The following is a 6,874-nucleotide window of genomic DNA, read 5'->3' on the forward strand; positions in this document are numbered from 1 at the left end:
CTCGCGGTCGCATTCCCCCCTCTGCCGGCCTTCGCGCAGAGCCCCGCCCAGTCCTTCGTGTACGGGCAGAAGCGCTTCCGCCATGCCTGCCGGCCGCCGCTCAAGTACGTGGCGGGGACCTGCGCCCGCCGCTGCCCCGCGGGCTATCAGGATATGGGCGGCTATTGCCGGCTGCGGAACCAGGGCTTCCGCTGAGACGCGGCTGCCGACTCGCAGCGCCCGGGACGATGCATCAGATCCGCCCTTCGCGACGCAGGCTCCCGAAGAAGTTGGCGATGTCCATCTGAAGCGAGCGGTGGCCGAACAGGCGGAACGGGTAGCCCTCGTCGGTGCCGATGCGCAGCTCGATCATCGCCGTCATCGGGTTGTAGCGGAAGACCATGCGGTGCCCGGCGAAGGTCGCCCAGAGCAGGGGCGGCCCGTCATCCGCGCTCTGAAGCGCCACGGAGCCGGGCTCCGCTTCGGCGAGGATGCCGCCGATGACCGCGAGCGTCACCGGCAGGACCTCGTCCAGGGTTTCCTCGGCGGCCCGCAACACCGAATCGGCGAAGGCCCGGAGCGTTGCGCCGTCGCTGGTCAGAACCGCCATCTTGGCTCCTCGATCATCTCGGCCCGGGTCCCGCACGCGGCGCATGACGGGACGCGGCCATGCCTGACGGTCGTTGACATCGGGCCGCCCGCGCGCTAGCAGGCCCTCCTTCGTCCAACCGAACGATGGTCCGAGGTGCCCTGTCCAGGGCCGCCCGCGGGCCGCGTCGTCGTTTCACGTGCGCAGGGGCCGGCCTCCACCGGACGCGCGCGACACCAGCCCGGATCCCCGGGCCTGACATGGAGAGTGATCGTGGCCCGTATCGCAGGCGTCAACATCCCGACCAACAAGCGCGTCGTCATCGCGCTTCAGTACATCCACGGCATCGGCGCCAAGAAGGCCGAGGAGATCACCCAGAAGGTGAACATCCCCGCCGAACGTCGGGTCAACCAGCTCACCGACGCCGAGGTTCTCTCGATCCGAGAGACGATCGACCGCGACTACCTGGTCGAAGGCGATCTGCGCCGCGAAGTGTCGATGAACATCAAGCGCCTGATGGATCTCGGCGCCTATCGCGGCCTGCGTCACCGCAAGCAGCTGCCGGTCCGCGGCCAGCGCACCCACACCAACGCCCGCACCCGCAAGGGCAAGGCGAAGCCGATCGCCGGCAAGAAGAAGTAATCTTTTGGGATCGGGAGGTCGGGCTTCGCTCGGCCTCCATTCCGTCCCGCTGGGCGTCCCATGAGGCGCCCGGCCCTGGCTCGCCAGCCCTGCACGGGCCAAGCAGCCAAGTCCCAAGAAGAATCCCGAGCGCCTGGTGTTACGGGCGTGCCTGAAGGAAGAGTGAGAACAGATGGCTAAGGAACCGCAACGCGTCCGCCGCCGCGAGCGCAAGAACATCGTGTCGGGCGTCGCCCACGTGAACGCCTCGTTCAACAACACGATGATCACCATCACGGACGCGCAGGGCAACACGATCTCGTGGTCGTCCGCCGGCGCCATGGGCTTCAAGGGTTCGCGCAAGTCGACCCCGTACGCCGCTCAGGTTGCCGCCGAGGATGCCGGCCGCAAGGCCGCCGAGCACGGCATGCGCACCCTCGAGGTCGAGGTGTCGGGTCCCGGTTCGGGCCGCGAGTCGGCGCTGCGCGCCCTCCAGGCCGCGGGCTTCACGGTGACGTCGATCCGCGACGTCACCTCGATCCCGCACAACGGCTGCCGGCCGCGCAAGCGTCGCCGCGTCTGATCCGCGCCGGAGAAGCCTTTTGACGGAGAAGCTCATGACGGGATCGAAGCCGCTTCCGGGCGTGCTGCGTTGGAACCTCGGCGACCTTACGGTCACCGCGCTCAACGACGGCTGGTTTCAGGCCAGCCTCGATCTCGTCACGGGGATCTCCCAGGAGGAGGCCGGGCGGCTACAGGTGGCGGGCTTCCGCACCGAGCAGCCCAAGATCACGCTGAACGCCTTCCTGATCACCGGCGCCGGCCGCAAGCCGGTGCTGATCGATACGGGCTATGGCGATCTGGCTCCGGCCGAGACCCTCGGCCGGGCCGGCGCGGCGCTGGCGCTCACGGGCGTCAAGCCGGAGGAGATCGAAACCGTTCTCGTCACCCACCTGCATCCCGACCATGTGGGCGGGCTCGTGAAGGACGGTGCGGCCCGATACCCGAACGCCGAGATCGTGGTTCACGCCGACGAGGCGGCCCATTGGCTGCCGGACGAGGCCCTGTCGCGGGCGCCGGATGCGGCCAAGCCGTATTTCGAGGGCGCCCGGAAGGCCGTGGCGCCCTATGCCAAGCGGATGCGGGAGCATCGGGGTGGCGAGGTTCTGCCCGGCATCACCGCACTCCATCTGCCCGGCCATACGCCGGGCCATTGCGGTTTCCGCATCGTCTCCGGTGGACAGTCGCTGCTGATGTGGACGGATGTGGTGCACCTGCCGGCGATCCAGTTCAAGAACCCGCAGGCGGGTGTGGGCTTCGACGTCGACGGAGATCAGGCGCGGGAGACGCGCAAGAAGATCATGGACGCGGTGGCGAGCGAGCGGACCTTCATCGCCGGCTCGCATCTCGAATTCCCGGCGCTCGGCTACGTGGATCGGGACGGGGCGGGATACAGCTTCGTTCCGGCACTCTGGGTCGGCGGCGAGTAACGGCAAACACGGATTCAGGGACCGTTCGGGGCGCCAAGGGGCGGCGCCGAACGGCCGAAGCGCGGGAACGGGCGTCGCGGATCCCGGGCATGGACGAGAGGTAGGATCGTGGTCATTCAGAAGAATTGGCAGGAACTGATCAAGCCGAACAAGCTGCAGGTCACGACCGGCGACGACCCCAAGCGGGTCGCCACCGTCGTCGCCGAGCCGCTCGAGCGCGGCTTCGGCACGACGCTGGGCAACGCCCTGCGCCGGGTGCTCCTGTCGTCGCTCCAGGGCGCGGCCGTGACCTCGGTGCAGATCGACGGTGTGCTGCACGAGTTCTCGTCGATCCCCGGCGTGCGCGAGGACGTCACCGACATCGTCCTCAACATCAAGACCATCGCCATCCGCTCGCAGACGGACGCGCCCAAGCGCATGACCCTGCGCAAGACCGGCCCGGGCCTCGTCACGGCCGGCGACATCGGTACGGTCGGCGACATCCAGATCCTGAACCCCGACCTCGTGATCTGCACGCTGGACGACGGCGCCGAGATCCGGATGGAGTTCACGGTGGCCACCGGCAAGGGCTACGTCCCGGCCGAGCGCAACCGCCCCGAGGACGCCCCGATCGGCCTCATCCCGGTCGATTCGCTGTTCTCGCCGGTCACCAAGGTCAGCTACCGCGTCGAGACGACCCGCGAGGGCCAGGATCTCGACAAGGACAAGCTCACCATGACGGTGGAGACCAACGGCGCGGTCTCGCCGGAGGATGCGCTGGCCTATGCCGCACGCATCATCCAGGACCAGCTGCAGGTCTTCGTGAACTTCGAGGATCCGCGCAAGGAAGAGGCCGCGCCGCTCGCGCCGCAGCTGCCCTTCAACCCGGCGCTGCTCAAGAAGGTCGACGAGCTGGAGCTGTCGGTCCGTTCGGCGAACTGCCTGAAGAACGACAACATCGTCTATATCGGCGACCTCATCCAGAAGTCCGAGGGCGAGATGCTGCGGACCCCGAACTTCGGCCGCAAGTCGCTCAACGAGATCAAGGAAGTGCTCGCCGGCATGGGCCTGCACCTCGGCATGGACATCCCCGGCTGGCCGCCGGAGAACATCGAGGACCTCGCCAAGCGCTTCGAGGAGCACTACTGAGAGGCGAAGCCGCCTCGGGCTGAACGGGGCGGCGCTGTACGGCGCCGTCGGTTTGGCCGGTCCAGACCCGGGACTTCGCCGAGCCGACGCGAGGTCCCGGAAGAATCCCGCCGCAGGGTCATGCGGAATCAACCGCCCCGATTTCGGGGCACCCGGCCGTACCTTGGCACGGCGGCCGAGACGAAAAGGAAGCCAGCACCATGCGTCACGGTTATCGCGGCCGCCGTTTCAACCGCACCGCCGAGCATCGCAAGGCGATGTTCGCCAACATGTCGGTCGCTCTGCTCAAGCACGAGCAGATCATCACGACCCTGCCGAAGGCCAAGGATCTGCGCCCGGTGGTGGAGAAGCTGATCACGCTCGGCCGCATCGACAGCGTTCACACCCGGCGTCTCGCCATGGCGCAGCTGCGCGATGCCGACATGGTCAAGAAGCTCTTCACCGTGCTCGGCCCGCGCTACAAGGGCCGTCCGGGCGGCTATTGCCGCATCATGAAGGCCGGCTTCCGCCAGGGTGACAACGCCCCGATGGCCGTGATCGAGTTCGTCGATCGCGACGTCGAGGCCCGCGGCAAGGATTCCGGTCCGAGCCAGGTCGCCGAGGCCGCCTGATACCTCGAAGGGCGTTCCGACGCTCCCGATGTCTGAGAAGCCGTCCCGGCTCATCCGGGGCGGCTTCTTGCGTTTCGCGTCCGCGTCCTTGCGAGCGGAGCGAAGCAATCCAAGGCAGCGCGCGGTCTCAGGCTGTCGCGTGTCCCTGGGTCGCTTCGCTCCGCTCGCGATGACGATGCGCAAGTCATAAAAAACCCGCCGGCTCGCGCCGACGGGTCTGTAGCAGGGTCCACGTCTCGGATGGTCGCGGGAGCTCGCCCTGGCGGCCCGTATCGGACGGACCGGGAACTCGACCGCGCCGCGTTCCGAAAACCCCTATCCCTGCCGGAACTCGTCCGGTGGACCGTCCTGGTCCAGATCGTTGTCACGCCTGCGGCGCGGGAAGATGCCGTGATTGCTCATGGTCCACCTCCTCTTCGTAACCCGGAGCCATCGGGCTCCACGGAGAGAGAATGAGCCGGCAACGGGTTGGTTGCAAGCCCCCCTCAGACGGAGGTCCCGACCGCACCCTCCAGCAGCGTGGCGACCCGGGCCGCGAGATCGGCCGAGCGGAACGGCTTGGCGAGCACCGGCAGGTCCTCGGGGATCTGCATCGCATCGGCGTGGCCCGTGAGGATCAGGACCGGCATGTGCGGATCCCGGTCGCGGATCTCGGCGGCCAGCTCGATGCCGCTCATGCCGGGCATGGCCAGATCGGCCACGACGATGTCGTAGCGGTCCCCCTGGAGAAGCCGGAGCGCAGCCTCGCCATCGCCGGCCTCCGTGGTGCTGTGGCCGAATCCGGTCAGGAAGGAGGCCGTCACGTGCCGCACCTGCGGGTCGTCGTCGACGATGAGGACGCGGGCGCGCCGGCCGGCGACCGGGGCGGCACCGGACGCCTCGGCGGCCTGCTCGGGGGCTTGGTCGGCGAAGGGCAGAGCCAGCTCGACACGGGTACCGCGCCCGACCACGCTGTCGATCACCAGCCGGCCCTTGGATTGCTGTGCGAGGCCGAACACCATGGCGAGCCCGAGCCCCGTCCCCTGGCCGACCGCCTTGGTTGTGAAGAACGGCTCGCAGACCCGGCGCAGGATCTCCTCCGGTATGCCGGTCCCCTCGTCGGTGACGCTGATGCCCAGATAGGTGCCGTCGGCGATCTCGGGATCGCCGCCGATGCTGAGTTGCCGGGTCGCCACCGTGATGGCGCCCCCGTCCGGCATGGCGTCCCGGGCGTTGATGCAGAGGTTGAGCACGGCGAGTTCGAGCTGGTCCGGATCGACCTGGACCGCCGCAAGACCCTCCTCGAGGTCGGTCCGGACCGTGACGAGGCCGCCGAGGCTGCGCCCGAACAGGTCGCTCATCCCGGTGATCAGGGTGTTCACGTCGACGGCCCGTGCCTGGAGGTCGTGGGCACGGCTGAAGCTGAGGAGGCGCTTCGTCAGGGACGCGCCGCGTTCGGCGGCTCCGCGGGCGTTCTCGATCAGCCGCTGGACCCGCGGTTGGTCGGCAACCTTCGGGGCGGCGAGTTCGAGGCTGCCGAGGATCGCGGTCAGGAGATTGTTGAAATCGTGCGCGATGCCCCCCGCGAGGGTGCCCAGCGCCTGCATCTTGTCCGATTGCCGCAGCCGGGCCTCCAGGGTCCGCTGCTCGGTCACGTCGCGCTCGATCATCGCGAGGTGGCTGATCGAGCCGCCGGCATCGCGGATCGGCACGCGCGTCACGTGGCTCCACTGCTCGGCCCCCGTCGGGCCATCGCTGATGAGGCTCTCGGCCACCGCCCCGGAGCGGATCGCCGCCTCGTCCGCCGCCGTCACCGGGGCCGCCTTCGGGCCGAGGAGCTCGCCCTCGCGCCGCCCGAGGCAGGCGGCGATGTCGTGGCCGAGGAGGGCGGCCTTGCGGGCGTTCAGCCGCACGAACCGGCCCTGGGCGTCCTTGAAGCTGATCGCGTCCTGGGCGTGGTCGAGGAGGCCGCGCAGGAGCGCCCGCTCGGTGGCGAGGTCCCGGCCGAGGCTATGGCGCTCGAAGGCCTGCCGGACGGTGGAGCGCAGCAGGCCGGCATCCCAGGGCTTGGTGACGTAACCGACGATGCCGCCGCGGTTGAGGGCGGCGATCACCGCGGTGATGTCGGCGTAGCCGGTCAGCAGGATCGCCTGCGCGTCGTGAAAGGTCCGGGCCTCGGCGAGGAGCGCGTCGCCGGTCAGGCCGGGCATGCGCTGGTCGGAGAGCACGACGGCGATGTCGGGCTCGGCGCGCAGGATCTCCAGCGCCTCCGCGGGGCGCGAGGTCGTCAGCACCCGGTAGGACTCCTCGAACAGGTCCTCCAGGGCGATCAGGATATCCGGCTCGTCGTCGACGGCCAGGATCGTCCCTACACCTGCCGTACCGTCACTCATGCACTGGCGCCTGCCGCGGGATCCCGATCACGAAGCAGGCTCCCCCACCCGGGGCCGTCTCCACGGTGAGCGAGCCGCATGCGC

The 6,874-nt window shown here is 69.1% G+C and carries 8 protein-coding genes; 6 read left to right on the forward strand and 2 right to left on the reverse strand.

The window, feature by feature from the left end; all coding sequences use genetic code 11:
* Positions 1-195: hypothetical protein (locus tag I53_RS22870; RefSeq protein WP_043355048.1), on the forward strand; the 195-nt coding region annotated here is incomplete at its 5' end.
* A 37-nt stretch (positions 196-232) separates the two neighbouring features.
* On the opposite strand, the gene I53_RS22875 is transcribed toward I53_RS22870, so the two are convergent.
* A complete protein-coding gene (locus I53_RS22875; RefSeq protein WP_043355044.1) occupies positions 233-589 on the reverse strand; it encodes a hypothetical protein in 357 nt (118 codons plus the stop codon).
* 252 nt (positions 590-841) lie between these two features.
* Here I53_RS22875 and rpsM point away from each other — a divergent pair, with 252 nt between their 5' ends.
* The 5 genes from rpsM (at position 842) to rplQ (ending at position 4,418) form a co-directional block, all read left to right on the forward strand.
* On the forward strand, positions 842-1,210 hold the full coding sequence (gene rpsM, locus I53_RS22880) for a 30S ribosomal protein S13 (RefSeq protein WP_010686168.1): 369 nt from the start codon (positions 842-844) through the stop codon (positions 1,208-1,210).
* Positions 1,211-1,382: 172 nt separating this feature from the next.
* Positions 1,383-1,772 carry a 30S ribosomal protein S11 gene (rpsK, locus tag I53_RS22885; RefSeq protein ID WP_010686167.1) on the forward strand — a complete coding sequence of 130 codons (390 nt, stop codon included), beginning with the start codon at positions 1,383-1,385 and terminating at the stop codon, positions 1,770-1,772.
* A gap of 34 nt (positions 1,773-1,806) precedes the next feature.
* Positions 1,807-2,679, forward strand: a complete 873-nt coding sequence (locus tag I53_RS22890; protein WP_043355054.1) for an MBL fold metallo-hydrolase — start codon at positions 1,807-1,809, stop codon at positions 2,677-2,679.
* A 108-nt stretch (positions 2,680-2,787) separates the two neighbouring features.
* Positions 2,788-3,807: a DNA-directed RNA polymerase subunit alpha gene (locus I53_RS22895; protein ID WP_010686165.1), complete on the forward strand. Its 1,020-nt coding sequence runs from the start codon at positions 2,788-2,790 to the stop codon at positions 3,805-3,807.
* A gap of 200 nt (positions 3,808-4,007) precedes the next feature.
* Positions 4,008-4,418 (forward strand): 50S ribosomal protein L17, encoded by a 411-nt coding sequence (gene rplQ / locus I53_RS22900; RefSeq protein ID WP_043355049.1) that lies wholly within the window; start codon positions 4,008-4,010, stop codon positions 4,416-4,418.
* A gap of 485 nt (positions 4,419-4,903) precedes the next feature.
* On the opposite strand, the gene I53_RS22905 is transcribed toward rplQ, so the two are convergent.
* Positions 4,904-6,790 (reverse strand): response regulator, encoded by a 1,887-nt coding sequence (locus tag I53_RS22905; protein ID WP_043355050.1) that lies wholly within the window; start codon positions 6,788-6,790, stop codon positions 4,904-4,906.
* Positions 6,791-6,874 lie beyond the last annotated feature (84 nt).

This window comes from Methylobacterium sp. B1, assembly GCF_000333255.1.
Lineage (GTDB): Bacteria > Pseudomonadota > Alphaproteobacteria > Rhizobiales > Beijerinckiaceae > Methylobacterium > Methylobacterium fujisawaense.